This is a genomic window from Streptomyces sp. JJ38 (genome assembly GCF_019303475.1).
Lineage (GTDB): Bacteria > Actinomycetota > Actinomycetes > Streptomycetales > Streptomycetaceae > Streptomyces.
Window position 1 is genome coordinate 43,754 of the sequence record NZ_JABLSI010000011.1, and the last position, 18,918, is coordinate 62,671.

Annotated in this window: 11 protein-coding genes; 4 read left to right on the forward strand and 7 right to left on the reverse strand. The window is 71.4% G+C overall.

Features of this window, described 5'->3' with window-relative positions; translation table 11 throughout:
* Positions 1–89 precede the first annotated feature (89 nt).
* The gene (locus HPT28_RS07835; protein ID WP_219090227.1) at positions 90–3,791 is read right to left on the reverse strand and encodes a LamG domain-containing protein; all 3,702 of its coding nucleotides are present in this window, start codon (positions 3,789–3,791) and stop codon (positions 90–92) included.
* Positions 3,792–3,994: 203 nt separating this feature from the next.
* On the reverse strand, positions 3,995–4,183 hold the full coding sequence (locus HPT28_RS07840) for a DUF397 domain-containing protein (RefSeq protein ID WP_219090228.1): 189 nt from the start codon (positions 4,181–4,183) through the stop codon (positions 3,995–3,997).
* Here HPT28_RS07840 and HPT28_RS07845 point away from each other — a divergent pair, their 5' ends adjacent.
* The 3 genes from HPT28_RS07845 (at position 4,184) to HPT28_RS07855 (ending at position 6,852) form a co-directional block, all read left to right on the forward strand.
* Entirely contained in the window at positions 4,184–4,636 is a 453-nt protein-coding gene (locus HPT28_RS07845) for an ATP-binding protein (RefSeq protein WP_219090229.1), read from the forward strand.
* A gap of 216 nt (positions 4,637–4,852) precedes the next feature.
* Positions 4,853–5,998 (forward strand): LAETG motif-containing sortase-dependent surface protein, encoded by a 1,146-nt coding sequence (locus tag HPT28_RS07850; RefSeq protein ID WP_219090230.1) that lies wholly within the window; start codon positions 4,853–4,855, stop codon positions 5,996–5,998.
* A gap of 266 nt (positions 5,999–6,264) precedes the next feature.
* A complete protein-coding gene (locus HPT28_RS07855; RefSeq protein ID WP_219090231.1) occupies positions 6,265–6,852 on the forward strand; it encodes a hypothetical protein in 588 nt (195 codons plus the stop codon).
* A gap of 51 nt (positions 6,853–6,903) precedes the next feature.
* Here HPT28_RS07855 and HPT28_RS07860 read toward each other — a convergent pair whose 3' ends face one another.
* The 5 genes from HPT28_RS07860 to HPT28_RS07880 all read right to left on the reverse strand — a co-directional run bounded on the left by HPT28_RS07860 (position 6,904) and on the right by HPT28_RS07880 (position 17,416).
* A complete protein-coding gene (locus HPT28_RS07860; RefSeq protein WP_219090232.1) occupies positions 6,904–8,754 on the reverse strand; it encodes a GMC family oxidoreductase N-terminal domain-containing protein in 1,851 nt (616 codons plus the stop codon).
* Positions 8,755–8,812: 58 nt separating this feature from the next.
* Positions 8,813–10,411 carry a succinic semialdehyde dehydrogenase gene (locus HPT28_RS07865; RefSeq protein WP_219090233.1) on the reverse strand — a complete coding sequence of 533 codons (1,599 nt, stop codon included), beginning with the start codon at positions 10,409–10,411 and terminating at the stop codon, positions 8,813–8,815.
* Between the two features lie 235 nt (positions 10,412–10,646).
* Entirely contained in the window at positions 10,647–12,923 is a 2,277-nt protein-coding gene (locus tag HPT28_RS07870; protein WP_219090234.1) for a serine/threonine protein kinase, read from the reverse strand.
* Positions 12,924–13,146: 223 nt separating this feature from the next.
* On the reverse strand, positions 13,147–15,483 hold the full coding sequence (locus HPT28_RS07875) for a serine/threonine-protein kinase (protein WP_219090235.1): 2,337 nt from the start codon (positions 15,481–15,483) through the stop codon (positions 13,147–13,149).
* A 226-nt stretch (positions 15,484–15,709) separates the two neighbouring features.
* Positions 15,710–17,416 carry a glycerol-3-phosphate dehydrogenase/oxidase gene (locus tag HPT28_RS07880; protein ID WP_219090236.1) on the reverse strand — a complete coding sequence of 569 codons (1,707 nt, stop codon included), beginning with the start codon at positions 17,414–17,416 and terminating at the stop codon, positions 15,710–15,712.
* Between the two features lie 201 nt (positions 17,417–17,617).
* Here HPT28_RS07880 and HPT28_RS07885 point away from each other — a divergent pair, with 201 nt between their 5' ends.
* The gene (locus tag HPT28_RS07885; protein ID WP_219090237.1) at positions 17,618–18,880 is read left to right on the forward strand and encodes a nucleotide sugar dehydrogenase; all 1,263 of its coding nucleotides are present in this window, start codon (positions 17,618–17,620) and stop codon (positions 18,878–18,880) included.
* Positions 18,881–18,918 lie beyond the last annotated feature (38 nt).

The window sequence follows — 18,918 nt, forward strand, 5'->3', positions numbered from 1 at the left end:
GGCTTCGGTTCCCCACCCATGACCGTAGAAGAAAAGAACAGTGCAGTGGTGGCGGCGCGGTCCACGCCGCCACCACAAGAGGAAGGCCGTTAGTCGCCTACCGTCGTACGGACCTGCTCGACACCTGCCATAGCGCCCACCCAGATGCGGACATCCGAGACACGGGCCGGCAGGTGGTGCTTCCAGACGCCGTCGCTGAAACCGCGGCCGATGGCGAGATCCGCGGATCCCAGCTTTGCTGTGAACCCCTTGTCGTCACCGTTCTGGTTATGACCGAGGTACAGGCTGATCGTGCCGGCCTGGGCATCGTAGGTACCGGTGAGCCGTGTCGTGGCGTTCATCTCCGCGACTTGGTCCGATTTCACGGAGCTGAACGTGCCGTCGCTGTTGAGTCGGCCGAAATGCCAGACACCGACAGGAACGGTACTTTCGTTTCCGTTGTCGTCGAGCACCGTCTCTTTTCCGGTCATCTCGAACCAGAAGCCCCAGGCGGAACCGTCGGCCGTGCGCTGGCCCAGCACCTGGCCGGTGAAGCCGGTGGACTTGGCACTCAGCCTCTCCGCGTCCAAGGCCACCGCGGTGGTGACCGTGAAAGAGCCGGTGCTGTCGACCAATGGTCCCGGGCTGGACGCAGCGTCGTCCACACCGTCCAGGACGATCGACTCCCCATCCAGAGATGCTCCTCCGGAGAGAGTGAGCGTGTGTCCGTAACCGGACTGCGTGTCGGACACCGCGGTTCCGGTGGCATTGGCAGGGTTCCATGCTGCGACGAGCTCAGCCCCGGCGTACTGATCGGAGGTCAGCAGGCGGGCCTCGTCGGCGATCTCCTGACTGGTGAGCGCACGCTGCCACACCGCCACCTCATCGATGGAACCGTTGAAGTAACCGCGGTGCCCGCCCCCGGAAAGGTAACGGCCGATCTGGAGAGCGCCTTCCGCTGACCAAGACCCCGCTGCCGTGTTGGTGCCCTGCAGGACACCGTTCACATAGAAGCTGACCTTCCCGGTGCCTGCGTCGTACGTGGCAGCCAGGTGCGTCCACACGCCGGTCCTCGCCGGGTAGTCCGACGCCACACCCCAGTAGTCGCCCTCCTGGCTTGGTGCGTCGGCCTCTCGAACACCGAACAACCAGTGGCCGTGACCGTCGTCAAAGGCGAGGACGAATGGGCTGTACGACGTTCCGTCCTGCGATAGGACTGCGGCGTCCTCGGCGGTCGACTCCAAGCGAGCCCATGCCGACACGGTGTACGCCGACCTGGTCTCCAGCACCGGGCCGTCGGTGGCCGCATAAGCTGTGGTGCCGTTCAGGTCCAACCCTCGGTCGGTCACCGGAACATCCAGCGGCGTTCCCGAGGAATCGTGCGTCAACGTTCCGCGCCGCCCACGGTCGTTCCGGACGGCTCCGCCTTGGAGGGTGGCGTCATGGGTGCCGGCGCTCGTCGAGTTCTGCGCGGCGCCTTGTCCTTCGCTGAGGTGCCACCGAGCTACGGGCCCCTCTCCTGCGGCCACCAAGAAGTCAAGAACGGCATGCTCACCCCATCGCCCCAGCGAGTCCCTCTGTCGAAAATAGACACGCTGCGTTCCAGAGCGCTCCGGTGTGACTATCGCCCCCGGGCGACAATACGTGAAGCCGCTGACACTGCACACCTTCTCAGAGGAATTCCAAGAGTCACTCCCACTAACTTTATACTGATAGGCCGAGTAATCAACGTCAGGAGGAAAGAATGCGCTGATCATGATTCGAGCTGGGATACCTGGCCCACCATGTGCTTCGCACTCGTTGGTGTCACACTCGGTATACGGACTTCTCAGCGAAAGAGACGGAGCTTCCGGTGCTGTCGGGTCGACTTCGAAGTAACACCACCCAGTGCCGGATGCGTTGGAAGGTCCATCTAGGTGTCCACCCGCGTAGTAGGACCTGGTCCATGCCCTGTATCGGTATAGAGGGCCTTCGGCGAGGGTGGGCCAAGACATGGTGACCTTCGCGTTGTCTCCCACGTATCCGCTGGACGGCCGCAGGTCGCCGTTAGAAGCTGGCGAGTCGGACCATGAGCCGTCGCTGTTGCGCTGATCAACGTCGAAATAAACACGAAGCTGCGCTTCTTCTTCACCGCCCCGCTCGGTCTGCGGCGTCGCTGTCAAGGTCGGAGACGGGTCAGCGGAAATGGCGGGTTCCGTCAGTTCCGTTTCGCACACTGTGCCAGCACCCGTGACAAGGCCGATGTTCGTTGGCCGGGCCGGCTTGCCGACGTAGTCAACGGCCAGGACTGCGTCGTTCCTGAAGCGCTTCCAAGCCCCCGTGTTGGACTCGTCTGCGGCCTTCAACATCAAGGTGAAGCGAGAGAACTTTCCGCTGGCGAAGTCTCGCACCGTAGGCGTCAGGTTCTCGTTGGTCTCGCTCGGGTTGTCGTGGAACTCGGTGGGCGCATCGGGCTGAGAGGGGCTGCACAGGCTTTCCCGACCGGCCGACACGGAACGGTCGCCCATCATGTCCAGGTGCTTGGGCCCCGGCCAGGTGCTGGAGGACGAGATGTTGTTCGTGCGCCAGAGCTGGACCGTGTGCGCTGTGCAGGTGAACGACCACGGTTGGGTCACCCGGAACGTGGCGTCGAGGATGTGCTTTCCAGCCAACTCCGAGGGAGAGAACTCGAAGTAGAGACGCTGCCGGTACCCGGGGCCGCAGTAGTACCCGTTGTAGGTACCGCACTTGCCCACGCCTTCGCCGTGGTTGTTGCTCCCGTTACCCCAGGCGTAGTCCTCGTAGCCGTCGGATCGAAGCAGCGTGCGCTCGGACTCTCCCCACGTCACAGTCGGGTCGATGTACAGAGGGAATGCGGCTTCGTCTGTTTCCCGCAGCATGGAGCTGTCCGGGATGACGGAGAGTTTCTTCGAGTGGACCTTGACCTTCATCCGGGCGACCTTGTCGCCCGGTCCAGGGTCTGTGGCTGGGTCTTGTTCCGGATCGTTGCCGGAACCCTTCCGCTTCGGCTCGGCGGCGTTCGCAGCTCCAGGCGCTTTGGCCTCCTGCGCCTTGGCCGAGGCTTCGCCTGAGGAGTCCCACATCTGGGCGGGCGGCGCGCGGAACACGGCCTTTCCTTCTGCGTCCACAGCGTCGAGACTGCCGCCCTTGTCGGCGCGCACCTCGAGGCCCCGCGCCCGTAGGCCGAAGTCCAGTTGCTTGAGCTCCGGGAGCTGTGCGGCCTTCGGCGTCTTGACTACCAAGACGTGCTGGAATCCCTCAACGGTCGCGGTGACTTGGAGGTCGACGTCGGGTAGGACCTCGCGGTACAACGCGCTGGGGCCGGCCAGTTCAGGGGTGGGCAGTTTGCCCTGCCAGTCGAAGGAGAGGGAGCGTCCATCCTCGGAGATGCTCACGAGATCGGAACCATCGCCACCGTTGGCGAAGGACATCTCCACCGCCGCGGCCTTCGGGGCGATCGTTCCGTCGGATCGTTTCTCCAGCGTCGGGTCCGGCTTCTGCCAGCCGCCGCCCGAAGCCTCGACCCGCACCGGAACGGCCGACTCCTCCAGTGTGAAGGTCATGCCGTCCGGGTTGGCGAACACCGTTGTGTGTTCAGTGCGCTGTCCGGTGACCTCCACACGCTTGCCGGCCTTCTTGGCTTCCGAGAGTGCCTTTTGCTCCTCGGTGGGTGGCTGCGATGCCGTCTCCGTGGCCGTCGGGATTGCTGCGGCCGCATGGGGAACAGCGGGGGCCAAGCCTCCCAGCAGTACCCCGACGACTGCGGCTCCGATGGTTCTTCGTGAGCGAACCCGTCGCCCCGCGCGAGACATGTGTCCCCCCAGTAAAGAAGTGGTCAGTACTGCGTCGTGGGGGGACGCTCGGTAGCCCATCAGTCACGGATGGACATGTCAACAGTTCCCTACAAGTGAGTAGTTGCGTTCCGGACAGCCCGGCCGGCCCACGGACCGTCCCAGTCAGACGAACACCGACCCCCCTTCACCGCTCGTATGCCGACGCCTTCGGCACTGGCTGGCTACGCGCCGAGGCGGCCCTGCCGCACGGCTGCGAGCAGCACGCGGAACCGCTCACGGGAGGTGTGGAGCACGCGCTCGCCCTTCGTGGACTCCCGTACGACGATGTGTCCGTCCTCCCCGCCTCCTACCTCTACGCAGTTGCTTGCCTCGGCACAGAAGGAAGACTTCCGCCAAGCCACCTCGGACATGTGTGCACCATCGCGCGCAGCAGCCACGTGCGCACGACGTTGAGCACGTACGGCCTTGACGAACTCGCCGACCCGGCAGAGCTGTTGACCAGCGAGGTCGTGACCAACGCACACCGGTACACCAAGGGGCCGATCACCGTACGGGCACAATGGGAGCCCGCACGCCGGTGCCTGCGGGTCAGCACGTGCGACGTCAGCAGCACCGACCCCCGCGTCGCCACCGGGGGCGGGGAGGGCGAGGGCGGGCGAGGACTGCGCATCCTCGACCTGTGCGCGGCGGCCTGGGGCTGGCCACTCCACGACCCGCACCGGCGCCTCGGCGGCAAGGTGGTCTGGTTCGAACTCGGGGAGCGAGCGGACGGCGACACCCCGCGCGTAGTCGCACTCGGAAAAGGTTGTACGGCGCTCGATAACGGTAGGGACACGGCTTCTCGACTCGCACACGTGAGATGAGTCACACAGAAAAGCCAGCCGCGTGGGCAACTGCCCCGGCGTGTCGCTTTTGCCTACACCTACCCGCCCCAGCCGCCGCCCGGAACAGGGAATTACCTGCTGACAGGCAGTTTGGGCGGCTCTACTGTCGTCCTGCCCGAGCAGCGCGGTCACGTATCACCGGCGCGCCGGCACCCATTGACGCTTTCTTTGCGACGACCATCGAAGAGGTCACACATGCGTATTCGCCGTGCAGTAGCGGCTGCCGCCGCCACGGCTGTCATTGCTCCCGCCGCGCTTCTGGCAGCGTCGCCCGCCTACGCCGACGAGAACACCGGCGGCACGGGCGAGGGCACCTCGCAGACCGAGACGGACCCGGCAGCGGACGAGACCGAGGAGACCACGACCGAGGGCTCGGAGGGCGAGGGCACCTCGGGCGACGAGGGCGGCGCCTCGGACGAGGACAAGAACGCCTCGGACGAGGACGAGAACACCACCTCGGACGAGGACACCACCTCGGACGAGGACGAGAACACGTCCGACGACGAGAACACCTCGGACGAGGACGAGAACGACACCTCCGACGACGAGAACGCGTCGGATGACGAGGACGAGTCCAAGGACGAGGAAGAGTCCAAGGACGAGGACGAGGACGCCCTCCCCGGCGGGGAGCTGGAGTGGTGCGAGCTCGTCGACGAGGAGTACGTCGACACCGCGCTGGAGACGACGATCAGCGGCCTGCCGGGCACGATCGTCGCCGGCAGCGGTTGGCACAACTTCTCCATGCAGATCGCCAACACCACCGACGTCGAGATCAAGGACGTCGCCTTCTGGGCCGAGGTCGAGAACTACGAGCTGGACGAGGACAAGTTCCTCAGCCCGCACGTCACGCTCCAGTACAAGACGCCGGACGACGGTCAGTGGAAGAACCTGGGCGACGACGTGTTCGCCGGGGGTTACTTCGGTGGCACCGAGGTGCTGCCCGGCAACAGCTTCGTCGAGGCCGAGCTGCGCGTCATGATCGACAAGGACGCCCCGGCCGGCATGAGCTACGCGCTCAGCGTCGGTGACTACGTCACCGAGGTCAACGGCCAGGAGTGCATCAGCTCCTCGTACGCCTGGTACGACTTCGATGTCGTCACGCCCGGCACGGAGGTCAAGGACCCGGGCGAGGCCAAGGAGAACAAGGACAAGGACAAGGAGCCCAAGAACCGTCCCGCCCCGCAGGGCGGCGTGGAGGAGCTGCCGACCGGCAAGCTCGCCGAGACGGGGTCGGACTCCAACCTGCCGATGTTCGCCATCGCGGGTGCCGCGGCCATCGCCCTCGGTGGCGGTGCCATGTTCGTCGTCCGTCGCCGCAAGGACGCCGACGCCGCCGCCTGAGCCTCAGGCGAGCATCAGGCCGCAGCAGACGGCCGCTGGGCCCCGGTTCTCCGTCGTTGGGAGGCCGGGGCCCAGCGCGTTCCGGGGTTGGGGTCGAGGGGTGGACAGTGCGGGCAGGCGGCGCGGTTGCCGTGCTCCGGGCGTGAACTCCGCACGCCGCACCCCCTTCACGAGGCGAGCGCCTGCCGTGCCTAGGCTTGGCCGTACCCCTGAGCAGGGGAGTTCCGGCCACATGGCCGGAATGTGCGAGCACGGGGAGGCGAAGCATGGCGCAGGACAACACGTACGTACGCATAAACGGTGAGGTGTCCGAAGGCAGGTTCGAGTGGGCGCACCACCCGCGGACCGTGTGGCTGCAAGCGGGGCCGCTGGGCCTGTTCGGCGGTGCGGCGTTCGGCGGCATCGGAGGCGCGATGGCCGACGCCGAGGGCGGCTCGGTCTGGCTGTGGGCAGTGCTGGCGGGTTTGCTGGGCGTCCTGTTCGTCGGGGGCATCGCCTACTACATGGCCGCCGCGCGGATGGAGCTGAAGGACGGCGTGCTGCGGGTCTCGACCGGACAGAAGAAGGTCAACGTCCCCGTGGGTGCCATCGCCTACATCGGCAAGGCGGAGTTCAGCCGGTCGAACCGGTGGCGGATGTCGCGGAAGAACATCGTCGTCGAGCCCGGCCCGGGCATCGAGATGGTCAGCCGGGACGGGCAGTACATCACCGTCAGCACCACGCACGCCGACGCCGTGTTCCAGGAACTCCTCCGGCAGGGCATGCGCCAGGACGCCCTGCGCGTCCCGTTCCCTGAGCAGGCCGTCTCCGCGAAGCCGCCGGTCAGCCGTGAGCAGCGGCTCCCGCAACGGTAGGACTCCGCGTCGGACGCGGCCCCGGCACCCGAGGCCGCGTGCGACGCCGCGTCAGTCGGTGCCGGAGGCGGGGGCCTTCGGGGGCACCGTGGGGACGGGCAGGACGGGCAGGCGCAGGGCCGCGAACGCGGAGTCGGGGACGGCGGGGGCCTGGGGGGCTACGGGGGTGATCCGGGTGTAGGCGGCGCCCTGTTCGGGGCGCGGGTCGGCCTCGCCCTTGTTGGGCCACAGGGACATGGCGCGTTCCGCCTGCGCGGTGATGGTGAGCGACGGGTTGACGCCGAGGTTGGCCGAGACGGCGGCGCCGTCGACGACGGAGATGCCGGGGTGGCCGTAGAGGCGGTGGTAGGGGTCGATGACGCCGTGGTCGGCGTCCTCCCCGATGGGGCAGCCGCCGAGGAAGTGGGCGGTGAGCGGTGTGCCCATGACCTCGCCGACGTTGGTACCGGCGAAGCCGTTGATCTCGTCGGCCAGGAGGCGGCAGGCTTCGGCGCCTTCGGGGATGTGGAGGGGGTTGGGCGCGCCGTGGCCCTGCCGGGCGGTGAGCAGACCCTTCCCGAGGCCCTTCTTCTTCCGGTACGTCGTCAGGGAGTTGTCCAGGGACTGCATGACGAGGCCGATGATCACCCGCTCGGACCACTTGTAGTTGGACAGCGAGCGCACGGCCTGCGAGGGGTGCTTGAGGTACGTCAGGACGTGCCCGAGCGCGCGCGGCAGCCGGGAGTTGTGCCGGACGGCCAGGGTCGTCATGAAGCCCATGGCGTTGGAGCCCTTGCCGTAGCGGACGGGCTCGATGTGGGTGTTGGCGTCGGGGTGGACGGAGGAGGTGATGGCGACGCCGCGGGTGAAGTCGAGGGTGGCGTCCTTGCCCCACTTCCTGCGGTAGCGCATGCCGGCGGTCTGGGCGCCGACGAGCCCCTCGGAGTTGGTGCGGGTGAGTTCGCCGAGGCGGTGCGAGAGGCGGGGCAGGAGGCCCTCGTCGCGCATGCGGTGGAGCAGGGTCTGGGTGCCGTAGGTACCGGCGGCGATGACGACCTGGCGGGCGCGCAGGACGCGCGGCTTGGCCTTGCGGCGGCGACGCTGGTCGGTGGGGACGACGGTGACGGCGTGGCCGCCCTCCCCGTCCTCGGTGACGGCGGTGACGGTCGTCATGGGGTGGACGACGGCTCCGGCCCGCTGCGCGAGGTGGAGGTAGTTCTCGTTGAGGGTGTTCTTGGCGCCGTGTCGGCAGCCCGTCATGCACTCGCCGCACTCGGTGCAGGCCGTGCGGGAGGGGCCGACGCCGCCGAAGTAGGGGTCGGGGACGGTCTCGCCGGGCTTGGCCTTGGCGGCGCCGTCGGCGTCCTCGCCGTCACCGAAGAAGACGCCGACGGGGGCCATGTGGAAGGTGTCGCCGCAGCCCATGCGGTCGGCGGCGGCCTTGAGGTGGACGTCGGACGGCGTCATGGTCGGGTTGAGCCGGACGCCGAGCATGCGCTTGGCCTGGTCGTAGTAGGGCTTCAGCTCGTCCTGCCAGTCGGTGATGTGGCCCCACTGGCGGTCCTGGAAGAAGGCGGGCGGCGGCACGTAGAGGGTGTTGGCGTAGTTGAGGGAGCCGCCGCCGACCCCGGCTCCGGCCAGGATCATGACGTTGCTGAGCAGGTGGATGCGCTGGATGCCGTACAGCCCGAGGGCCGGGGCCCACAGGTAGTTCTTCATGTCCCAGGAGTTCTTCGGGAGCGTCTCCCGGTCGAAGCGGCGTCCGGCTTCGAGGACGCCGACGCGGTAGCCCTTCTCGGAGAGCCGCAGCGCGGTGACGGAGCCGCCGAAGCCGGAGCCGACGACGATGACGTCGTAGTCGTAACCGTCGTCGGCGGACGACGAGGACGGGGACGGCGTGCGGACGGACTCGTCCTGGGACACGGGTACCTCCGAGGCGGAAGAGGCGGAAGAGGGGGGACGACGGCTCGGGAACGGGGGCTCAGCGGAAGCGGAGCGCCTTGAGGGCCTTCAGGGAGCGGGACATGAAGGCCGCGTACTGGGCGTCGGACATGCCCAGGGAGGGCGCCATCGGGAGCAGACGCTGCTGGGAGATGGTCTGGGCCTCGGTGAACTTGAGGATGCCCTCGGAGCCGTGGCGGCGGCCGAGCCCGGAGTCGCCCATGCCGCCCATCGGTGCCTGCACGCTGCCGTAGGCGGGGGCGAACCCCTCGTTGATGTTGACGGTGCCGGTACGCAGCCGGGCGGCGACGTCCCAGGCCGAGCGGGCGCTGCGGGACCAGACGCTGGAGTTCAGGCCGTACGGGGTGGCGTTGGCCTGGGCGACCGCCTCGTCCGGATCGGAGTAGCGGTAGATGGAGACGACGGGGCCGAAGGTCTCCTCGGTGCAGACGCTCATGGGCTCCTGGACGCCCTCGAGGATGGTCGGCTCGTAGAACAGCGGGCCGATGTCCGGGCGGGCGGTCCCGCCGGCGAGGACGGTGGCGCCCTTGGCCACGGCCTCGTCGACGTGCCGGGAGACGGTCCCCAGCTGCGCCTCGGAGACGAGCGAGCCCATGTCGGCGCCGAAGGAGAGGGAGGCGCCGAGCCGCATGGCCCGGGTGCGGGCGACGAACTTCTCCACGAAGGAGTCGGCTACGGAGGCGTGCACGTAGAGGCGCTCGATCGAGATGCACAGCTGGCCGGCCGAGGAGAAGCAGGCGCGGGTGGCCCCGGCGGCGGCCTTGTCGAGGTCGGCGTCGGGCAGGACGATCATGGCGTTCTTGCCGCCCAGCTCCAGCGTGCTGCCCACGAGCCGGGCCGCGGCGCGCTGGGCGACCTCGCGGCCGGTGCGGGTGGAGCCGGTGAAGGAGACGTAGTCGGCGCGCTCGACGACGGCGGGGCCGACGACGGGTCCCTCGCCGATCACGATCTGCCAGACGTCGGCGGGCATGCCGGCCTCGACCATGAGGTCCCGGGCCCACAGGGCCGTGAGCGCGGTCTCGGTGTCCGGTTTCATGACGACCGCGTTGCCCGCGGCGAAGGCGGGCAACGCGTCGCCGACGCTCAGCTCCAGCGGGTAGTTCCACGGCGAGATCATGCCGACGACACCGCGCGGCTGGCGCAGCTGCCGGGTCCGGGTCAGCAGCGGGACGGCGCCGGCGTGGCGCTTGGGCGCCAGGTAGGCGGGGGCCTTGCGGCCGTAGTGCCGGGCGGCCAGGCAGACGGCCTGGATCTCCTCGTGGGCGTGCAGCCGCGCCTTGCCCGTCTCCAGCTGGATGAGGTCGAGGACCTCGGCCTGGCGGCGGAGGAGGGAGTCGTGGAAGCGGAGCAGCACGGCCGCGCGCTCACGGGCGGGCCGGGCCGCCCAGGCGCGCTGGGCCGCGCGGGCCCGCTCGAAGGCGGTGGCGACGTCCTCGGGGGTGGACTCCGGCAGCTCGGCCAGGCGGTCGCCGGTGAGCGGGGTGTGCGACGCGGTGCGGCCGGAGCCGCGGACGTCGCGGGTGAGGCGGGCGAGGAGTTCCGGGGTGACGACGTCGGCGGCGCCACGGGCGCCGGCGGGCGCAGCGGCGACCGGGTTCCTGTGCTGGGAGTCCGTCATAGAGGGGAGGGTACGGCCCGGGAAAGCGATTGGGTACCCGGCGGTAACACTGTTTTTGCAAAATCTGCCAGTAATCACTGGCGTGAATCGTTCACCCGTCCGAGCGAGGCCGGACGCGCCGTCCCGGCGGGGCGAGTGCCGCGTCACGGCGGCCTGGCCGACCGGCGACCAAGGGCGTCGGCGGCCCAGCGCCCAAGGGCGTCGGCGGCCCGGCGGCCAAGGGCGTCGCAGCCGGTCAGCCCGTGGCGCGGTACGTGTCGACGACCTGGGAGAAGTGCGCGTCGATCTCGGCCCGGCGGTCCTCGGGGCCCCGCACCAGCACGACGTGGTACTTGGACCCCAGCAGCATCGCCCGGTTGCGCACGAGCGTCCGCCGCCCGCCCGACTCCCAGACGAACTCGCCCTCCGCCATCGCCGTGTCGCCTACGGTGATGCTGCGGACCCCACTCACCGTCTTCCAGGCGGTGGACTCGCGGTAGTCGGCGAGCTCGGGCTCATCGGCGAGCTGGTACTCGCGCGGGTCCGTCCCGTACGTCCCCGTCCCGTCCCGGCCGGGCACGACGACCAGTTGCAGCGCGCCCTGGCTGAACCGGACCTGCCCGTTGCTCGTACGCCCCCGCGTCCATCCCTCCGGCACGGCGATCTGGAACCCGGCCGGATCGCGGTGGAGGACGTAGCCGTCCGGCACGGCCTGCTCCTCGCCGTCCGGCTCCCCGGACTGCGGCGTCTCCGACGACTGCCCCGGCTCGGGCTCCTCCTCCGGCGGCTCGGCGTCCTCCGAGGCGCCCGGCTCCGGCGAGCCCGGCGGCGGGTCCTGCTCCTCCCGGGGCCGCTCGCCCGGCACCTCGCCGACCGAGCCGGGCCGGTTCCGGTCGGACGGGTCGGCGGGCGGCATCAGCAGCGCCGCCGCGGTGACGGCCGAGACCAGCCCCAGCAGCACGGCACCGAGCAGCAGCAGCCCCAGCCGACGCGGGCTGCGGGGCCGCCGGGACCGGCCGCCCCGGTGGCGCGACCTCGGCACCGGCACCGGCCGCTTCTCCGTCCGCCTGCGCCGCACCAACTCCCCCCGCAGCCGCAGGATGGGCAGCCGCCGCGGGTCCGTGCGGCGCCCGGAGGTGAGCGACGGGTGCGCCGTGACGAGGTTACGGCCGGCGTCCGGCTCGGGCGCCGAGCGGATAAGCGAACGCAGCCAGCCGCACAGCTCCTCGAACTGCGGCCTCTCCGTCGGGTCCTGACGCAGCAGCGACTCGATGACGGGACGCAGCGGGCCGCACTCCTCGGCGAACGCGGGCGGTTCCGCGCACACCATCTGCACGAGCTCCGGCACGCTGTCCTCGGGATAGGGGGCGTGCCCCTGCACCGCACGGTAGAGCAGGGCGCCGACGGCCCACAGGTCCGCCGCCGGGCCGACGGGCGGCGCCAGCCGCCAGTTCTCGTGGACGGGGCCGGCCTGCTCCGGCGCCCAGCGCTCGGTCACCGGGCCGACCGTCGTCATCCGGGCCTGCCGGGCCCGTTCGGCGGCCAGTGCCGTCTCCGGGCCCCGGTAGCGGCCCGGCGTCACCGGCTCGGACCAGGGCTCCGGCTCCGGCTCGCCCCAGACGTCCGGCGCGGTGTCGGCGTCCCCGTACGGCACGCCGTACGCGTCGTGTTCGGCGTACGCGTCGTGCGGCACGTCGTCATGGCCCGCGTCCCGTCCGGCTTCGGCGTAGGTGTACTCGGGCGGCAGCGGCGGGAGTGGGGAGCGATGGGCGGCCGGCCCGGGCTTGTCACCGCCCCAGGGACCGTACTGCGCGCGCCGACGCTCCGGCTCCGGCTCGGGCTCCGGCCGGGGCCGCTCCTCGGGCTCGAAGCCGGGGCCGGGGCCGGGGCCACTGTCCCGGGCGGGCTGTTCGGGCGACGGCTCGTCGACGTCCGGCGCCATCGGGCCTTCCGTCGGCAGCGGGTCGTACCCGCACAGGGCCTCCTCCGCCGCTCCGGAGGCGAGGCCGGTGAGCAGGGCGCGCCCGTCGTCGCAGACGAGCACGGACCGTGCGGTGATGTTCCGGTGCGTCCAGCCGTAGGTGTGCACGGCGCTGAGGCCCGCCAGCAGGTCGGCCGCGATCTCGGCGGCCCGGTGCGGGGTCAGGGGGCCGTCCGCGATGACGGCGGCGAGCGTCCGGCCCGCGACGAGTTCGCTGACGATCCACAGGCCGTCGTCCTCGACGAAGACGTCGAAGACCTGGTCCAGCCGGGGGTGGTCGGGTATCCGGGCGGCGGCCAGGGCCGCGTCCACGGCGCGGCGCACCGCCGGGTCGCCCGGCTCCCGCGTCGCCCGCGACCGCGGCCAGCCTGCGGTGCCCGGCTCCCCGAGCACCTCCGCGTCCACCACCTCCGGCAGCGGCACCTGGCGGACGAGGACCTCCTGACCGCTGGCCGTGTCGTAGGCGACGGCCTCGCACAGCTCGTGGTCCTCCGGCGACGGCCGGGGCAGGCGGTAGCGGCCGGCCAGCAGCCGACCCGCGAACTCGTCCACGACGCCTCCCCACCAGGCGGACCACACCGCGCCGAGACCGTCAGAAGCGCTCCGTGGCGGCCCGATTGCGGATGCTTACGGTCTCCGGCCTTTCACGATACGTGCTGTCGGGGCGCCGCGGGACACCTCGGCGCACTCGGCGGAGCATGCGACCGCGCAACCGGCGCACACCCGGGCCCTCGCGTCCCACGCTTGTCCACCCCCGTACACTTCCCCGTCCCCTCTACTTCTCCTCGGGTTTGAAGGTCGCGAACGCCGTCTCGCGCAGCGTCCGGCACTCCTCTCCGTCCCAGGCGTCGGCCCGGCAGGTGATGAGGATGGCGTGCCCGCGTCCGGCGTCCACGCGGAAGCCGCGGTTGAGCGAGCGCAGCCGCTGGCCGTCGCGGGTGTGCTCGTACGTCCAGTCGGCGACCGTCGGGTAGTCCCGCCACGTGACGGGCTCGATGCCGACGAGCGAGTAGTCGCGGAAGTTGCCCTTGACCGCCTTCTCCAGCAGCTCCCACGCCGACATGGCGCTGTCCGTCGGGCTGCTGGTGTAGTCGACCTGGACGCTGGGAACGCCGCCCTTCTCGGCCGCGTAGATCCCGCCGGAGTTCCGGCCGGCTATGCCGACGCGGCTCCAGCCCTCGGGCATGGCCATGGAGAAGTGGAAGCGGTCGTCGGTGACCATGGTGTAGCCGTCGGGCAGCCCGTTGCCGGGCTCTTCGTCGTTGCCGCCCCCGTCCTCGCCGCTGCCCGGATCGCCGGTGCCGCCCGCGTCCTCGCCGCCGTTCGCACCGTCGTCCCCGGCGCCTCCCTCGGAACCGCTCTCGCCGTCGGTGTTGCCGTCCCCTCCGCCGGTGCCACCGTCGCCGGAGCCGCCGCCGTCGCCGCCGGAGGTGACGCCGCTCGACGACGCGTCGTCCTTGCCGGACGGGTCGTCACCGTCGCCGCTGTTGAGCGTGAAGGCGAGCACCGCGCCGAGCACCCCGACCAGGACGACGACGATCGCCGCGATGACGGCACCGGACGGCCGCCGCCGTGAGCCGCCGTCACCCGCGCCCTCCCCCGAGCGGCCGGCCGTGGTGACGAACGCGGCGAGCGGCTGGCGCTTCGGCTCGCCCTTCCCGGCCGAGGCGGCGCTCGTCTCCTCGCGCCCGGCGGCGGCAGGGGCGCCGGAGGCGGCGGCACCGGAGGCCCGCTCGCCCTTCGTCAGCTTGGCCGCGGGCAGCGCGACCGTCCGCGTCCCGCCCGGCCCCGCGGGGCCGGGCTCCTCGGGGGCGTCCAGCACGGCCTGGAGCAGCGCGCGGGCCCCCGCCTCGTCCAGCCGCTTGGCCGGGTCCTTCAGCAGCAGCCCGTAGATGACCTCCTCCAGCTCACCGGCGTTGCGCGGCGGTTCCAGCGGATCGGTCATGACGGCGGTGAGCGTGGCGATCGCCGAGCCCTTGTCGTAGGGCGGCGTGCCCTCGACGGCCGCGTAGAGGAGGCCGCCCAGCGACCACATGTCGGCGGGCGGGCCGGGGCGCCCGCCGCGCGCCCGCTCCGGGGAGATGTAGGAGGGCGCGCCGACGAGCATGCCGGTGGAGGTCACCGATGGGTCGCCCTCGACCTTGGCGATGCCGAAGTCCGTCAGCACGACGCGGCCGGTGTCCTGCTCGATGAGCACGTTGGACGGCTTCACGTCCCGGTGGACGATGCCCTCCCGGTGCGCGGCGCGCAGGACGCCCAGGACGGCCAGGCCGATCTCGGCCGCCCGACGCGGCGTCACCGGGCCCTCCTCGCGGATGACGTCGGCCAGGGAGCGGCCCTCGACCAGCTCCATGACGATCCACGGGCGGTCGTCCTCGTCGACGACGTCGAAGACGGTGACCGCACTGCCGCTGCGGATGCGGGCGATGGCCTTCGCCTCGCGCAGGGTGCGGGTGATGAGGCGGCGCTTCTCGTCCTCGTCGATGTCGGAGGGGAAGCGCAGCTCCTTCACCGCGACGGTGCGGCCCAGGATCTCGTCCCGCGCCCGCCACACGGTGCCCATGCCGCCGCGGCCCTGCACGCCGCCGAGGCGGTAGCGGCCCGCGAGCAGCCGGCCCGTCTCCCGCCCCGGCGCGGCGGTGACCGGCTTGGCCGCCTCCGGCTCCCGGCCCGACGGGGCGTCGGACCCCGGCGCCTCGTCGGCGGCCTCGGGCCGGGCGTCGGGCTCGGCGTCGTCGGCGGCCTCCGTCGTCTCCGGTGCCGCGGCCTCCGGTTTGGCGGGCGTCGCGGCGTCGTCCGCGCCCGAGGCGTCGTCAGCGCCCGCCGCGTCCTCGGCGCCCCCGGCGTCCTCAGCACGCGCGGTGTCCGACGCGTCGCTCACCCGGCCCGGGGCGGGCGGGGGGTGGGCGGGGGCCGCCGCCGACTCTCCGTCAGCGCCGTTGGCCGTGCCCCTGGCTGCCGTGCCCCTGGCCGCGGGCTCCGCGCTCCGGGCAACCTGCCGGGCGTCGACGGCGTCGTTACGCTCGGAGCCCTCCCCACGGGTGGCGGCGCCCGCGGCCGTGTCCCCGGTGGCGGCGTCGGCCCTGGCCGTCCTGCCGTCGTCCTCGCCCATGCTTCCCCTCGCGATCGCCCGCCCAGCAAGTCGCCTCATTGTCCCCCATGCCCGGGGAGGGAACGGAACAGCCCCGACGGGAAAGGGTGGTGGTGACCGAGGACCGGAGCGAGGCCGTCGCGGGCCGCCGCGAGGGGGCGGGCCGCCGCGAGGGGACGGGCCGCCGCAAGGGGCCGAGCGCAGGCCGACGCAGGGGCCCGTGCCGTGGGCGCCGCGGGGCCGCCCGTCAGCCGTCCACGATCTCCGGGGCGCCGAGCCGCGCCGCGTCCGCCGTCTGGTCGTCGGGCTGGAGCTGGGACTCGCGTTCGGCCTCCACCCGCTTCTCGTAGTGCCGGACTTCGCGCTCCACGTGCTCCGCGTCCCAGCCCAGAACCTCGGCCATCAGCTCCGCGCACTCCCGCGCGCTGCGCGTGCCCCGGTCGAAGGTCTCGATGGAGATGCGCGTGCGCCGCGTGAGCACGTCGTCCAGGTGCCGGGCGCCCTCGTGCGAACAGGCGTAGACGATCTCGGCCTTGAGGTAGTCGTCGGCGGCGGGCAGCGGTTCGCCCAGCCGGGGGTCCGCCGCGATCAGGTCGAGGACTTCTTCCGCCAGCGTTCCGTATCTGTTCAGCAGATGCTCGACCCGGGCCACGTGCAGCCCGGCCCGGGCGGCCATCCGGGCGCGGGCGTTCCACCGCGCGTGGTAGCCCTCGGCCCCGGCGAGCGGGACGTCCTCGGTGCAGCAGTCGGCCACCCGGTGGTCCAGCCCGCGCACGGCCTCGTCCACCGCGTCCTTGGCCATCACCCGGTACGTCGTGTACTTGCCGCCCGCGATGACCACCATGCCCGGCACCGGGTGGGCGACGGTGTGTTCCCGCGACAGCTTGCTCGTCGCCTCCGACTCGCCCGCGAGCAGCGGCCGCAGGCCGGCGTACACGCCCTCCACGTCGTCCCGCGTGAGCGGCGTCGACAACACGGTGTTGACGTGCTCCAGCAGGTAGTCGATGTCGGCGCTGGACGCGGCCGGATGCGCCTTGTCCAGCTCCCAGCGGGTGTCCGTCGTACCGATGATCCAGTGCCGCCCCCAGGGGATGACGAACAGCACGCTCTTCTCTGTGCGCAGGATCAGCCCTGTCGAGGAGTTCACCCGGTCCCGCGGAACGACCAGGTGGATGCCCTTGGACGCCCGCACGTGGAACTGGCCGCGCTCCGCGATCAGGCCCTGGGTGTCGTCCGTCCACACCCCGGTGGCGTTGATGACCTGCTGTGCCCGTACCTCGAACTCCCCGCCCAGCTCGGCGTCCCTGACCCGGGCTCCGACAACGCGTTCCCCCTCGCGCAGGAAGCCGACGACGCGTGCCCGGTTCGCCGCGAGGGCGCCGTAGGACGCCGCCGTCCGCACCAGCTCCGCCACGTACCGCGCGTCGTCCACCTGGGCGTCGTAGTACTGCAACGCGCCCACCAGCACGTCCTTGCGCAGGCACGGGGCCACCCGCAGCGCCCGGCGCCGGCTGAGGTGCCGGTGGAGGGGCAGCCCGCGACCGTGCCCGGACGACACCGACATCGCGTCGTACAGGGCCACGCCCGATCCCGCGTACCACCGCTCCCAGCCCTTGTGCTGCAACGGGTACAGGAACGGTACGGGCTTCACCAGGTGCGGCGCGATGCGCTCCAGCAGCAGCCCCCGCTCCTTCAGCGCCTCTCTGACCAGCGCGAAGTCCAGCATCTCCAGATATCTCAGGCCGCCGTGGATGAGCTTGCTGGACCGGCTGGACGTGCCCGAGGCCCAGTCCCTCGCCTCGACGATGCCGGTGGACAGCCCGCGCGTGGCGGCGTCCAGGGCCGCACCCGCGCCGACGATGCCGCCGCCCACCACCAGAACGTCCAGCTCTCGTTCGGCCATCCGGGCGAGGGACTCCGCCCTCTCGACCGGCCCAAGCGTCGCTGTCCTCACCGCTGCCTCCCGTGGTGTCGCACCGTCCCGGGGCCTACACGTCGATGTTCCCCCATGGCACCGACGCTGACCCTCGCACTGTCCACAGCCCGCGCAATCCACCATATCTGTCATATATGCGCTTAACCTGACGTAACGGCTCATCATGCAGAGTCATGCAGACCGCCAGGGGACACACATCAGGGGAAGGGACTCGTCGCCATGCCCGCAGATCTCGCCGTTCTCGGCCTCGGCCATCTCGGCCTCCCCGCAGCCCAGGCGGCCACAGCGGCGTCCATCGGAACCCTCGGCTACGACCCCGACCCCGCCGTCGTCGCCGACCTGGCCGCGGGCCGTCCACCGCACCCCGGTGTCCTCACCGCCGCCGACATCCGCCGCATGCTCTCCACCGGCTTCCGGCCCACCGGCGACCCGGCCGCCCTCGGCCGCGTCCGCACCGCCCTCCTGTGCGCCCCGACACCACTGGGCGGCGACGGCGTGCTCGACCTGGGCGCCGTCCGCGCCGCCGCCACGACGCTCTCCGCGCACCTGCGCCCCCGCACCACGGTCGTCGTCGAGTCGGCCGTCTACCCGGGCACGACCGAGACGGAGATCCGCGCCCTGCTCGAGGAGGGCTCCGGCCTCCGCGCGGGGCGGGACTTCCACCTGGCCGTCTGCCCGGCCCGCCTGGACCCCGGCAACCGCGCGTTCCGCTACGCGGCCGTCCCCCGCGTCATCGGCGGCTACACCCCCGCCTGCACCGAGGCCGCCGCCGCCGTCTACAGCCGCCTCACCGACAAGGTCGTCCGCGCACGGGGGCTGCGCGAGGCCGAGACGACGCACCTCCTGGAGGTCAACTACCGCCACCTCAACATCGCCCTCGCCAACGAGATGGCGATCCTCTGCCACGACCTGGACGTCGACCTGTGGGACGTCATCCGCTGCGCCGAGACGAAGCCCTTCGGCTTCGCACCCTTCCGGCCCGGCCCCGGCGTCGGCGGCCACACCGCCCCCATCGACCCCAACTACCTGGCCCGCCAAGGCCGCACCCTCGGCCACCCGCTGCGCCTCGTCGAGCTGGCCCGCGAGGTCAACGAACGCATGCCCCGGTACGTCATCCAGCGGGCCACGACGCTGCTGAACGAGCACGGCAAGTCGGCCCGCGGCGCCCGCGTCCTCCTCCTCGGCGTCACCTACAAGCCCGACCTCCCCGACGAGACGGGCTCCCCCGCCCGCGAGATCGCCACCCGGCTCCTCGAACTCGGCGCCCAACTCAGCTACCACGACCCGCACGTCCACCAGTGGCGCGTCGCCGGCCGCCCCATCCCCCGCGCCGACAGCCTCTACGACACCGCGGGGGCCGCCGACCTCACCCTCCTGCTCCAGCCGCACCGCACCTACGACCTGGCCGGGCTCGCCGCCAAGGCCCAGCTCCTCCTGGACACCCGGGGCACCACGCCCACCGGCACGGCCCATCGCCTCTGACCACCCCGAACCGGGCCAGCGGGCCCCGCCAACACGAA

Bases quoted from the DNA above. Each gene is read 5' to 3' on its own strand.
- HPT28_RS07885 (WP_219090237.1), top strand. From the start codon at position 17,618: ATGCCCGCAGATCTCGCCGTTCTCGGCCTCGGCCATCTCGGCCTCCCC.
- HPT28_RS07835 (WP_219090227.1), bottom strand. From the start codon at position 3,791: ATGTCTCGCGCGGGGCGACGGGTTCGCTCACGAAGAACCATCGGAGCC.
- HPT28_RS07865 (WP_219090233.1), bottom strand. From the start codon at position 10,411: ATGACGGACTCCCAGCACAGGAACCCGGTCGCCGCTGCGCCCGCCGGC.
- HPT28_RS07850 (WP_219090230.1), top strand. From the start codon at position 4,853: ATGCGTATTCGCCGTGCAGTAGCGGCTGCCGCCGCCACGGCTGTCATT.
- HPT28_RS07855 (WP_219090231.1), top strand. From the start codon at position 6,265: ATGGCGCAGGACAACACGTACGTACGCATAAACGGTGAGGTGTCCGAA.
- HPT28_RS07840 (WP_219090228.1), bottom strand. From the start codon at position 4,183: ATGTCCGAGGTGGCTTGGCGGAAGTCTTCCTTCTGTGCCGAGGCAAGC.
- HPT28_RS07875 (WP_219090235.1), bottom strand. From the start codon at position 15,483: ATGGGCGAGGACGACGGCAGGACGGCCAGGGCCGACGCCGCCACCGGG.